The 1107-nt window shown below is 71.2% G+C and carries 1 protein-coding gene; it reads left to right on the top strand.

Annotation, left to right across the window (positions count from 1 at the left end):
- Positions 1-226: 226 nt before the first annotated feature.
- Positions 227-1107: type I polyketide synthase (locus tag ACGF5C_RS35075; RefSeq protein ID WP_393308762.1), on the top strand; the 881-nt coding region annotated here is incomplete at its 3' end.

Raw genomic sequence — 1107 nt, 5'->3', positions numbered from 1 at the left:
GCAGCGGGCCGGTCTGCCGGCCACGTCCATCGCCTGGGGACTGTGGGAACACACCACCGGCATGACCGCCCACCTACAACACCGCGACCGCGCCCGCCTCGACCGGGCCGCCGTCCGAGCAATGCCCACAACCGACGCACTCGCCCTGCTCGACGCCGCGATCGGCGGGCACCACCCCGCCGTCGTCGCCGCCGACCTCAACCTGACCCCCGGCGCCGGGGAGCCTGTGCCCGCCATCCTGCGCGGACTCGTTACCGACACCGCCGGCGCCGGCCGCGCGCGCCGTCGCGCCGAGCACACCGCTGCGGGCGGCGCCCCGGCGACCCCGAGCGACGAGCTGGCCGGGCTCGACCCCGCCGATCGGTACCGCATCCTGCTGGGCCTGGTCCGCTCGAACGTCGCCACCGTTCTCGGCTTCGCCACCGGCGACAGCGTTGACGTCGACCGCCCGCTCAAGGAGCTCGGCTTCGACTCACTCACCGCCATCGAGCTGCGCAACCGGCTCGGTCTCCTGGTCGGTACCACGCTGCCGGCATCCGTGGTCTTCGACCATCCCACGGTGGCCGCGCTCGCCGCCCACCTCACCGACCGGCTGGGCGGCACATCAGCCGCCGTCGACCCCGTGCCGCCCGCGTCCACGACCGCCGCACCGGTCGACGCCCCTCTCGCGATCGTCGGTATGGCGTGTCGTTTTCCGGGTGGGGTGGATTCGCCTGAGGATTTGTGGCGGGTCGTTGTCGAGGGCCGTGATGTCGTCGGGGATTTTCCGGTCGACCGTGGTTGGACGGTCGACGGCTCCTTCGCCCGGGTCGGTGGGTTCATTGACTCCGCCGCGGACTTCGACGCGGAGTTGTTCGGTATTTCGCCGCGCGAAGCGCTCGCGATGGATCCGCAGCAGCGGCTGCTTCTGGAGGTTTCGTGGGAGGCCCTGGAACGCGCCGGCATTGCGCCTGACTCTTTGCGAGGCTCGCCGGCGGGTGTCTTCGTCGGTGTCGTGGCGCAGGAGTACGGGCCTCGGTTGGGTGAGGCCGGTGCTCAGGTGGAGGGTTATGGGTTGACCGGTGGTGCGGCCAGTGTTGCCTCGGGTCGTATCGCTTATGTGTTGGG

This window comes from Micromonospora sp. NPDC047620, from assembly GCF_043205005.1.
In the GTDB taxonomy this organism is placed as follows: Bacteria; Actinomycetota; Actinomycetes; order Mycobacteriales; family Micromonosporaceae; genus Micromonospora.
The sequence above is the reverse complement of the archived record's forward strand: the minus strand, read 5'-3'. Positions and strand labels throughout refer to the sequence as shown.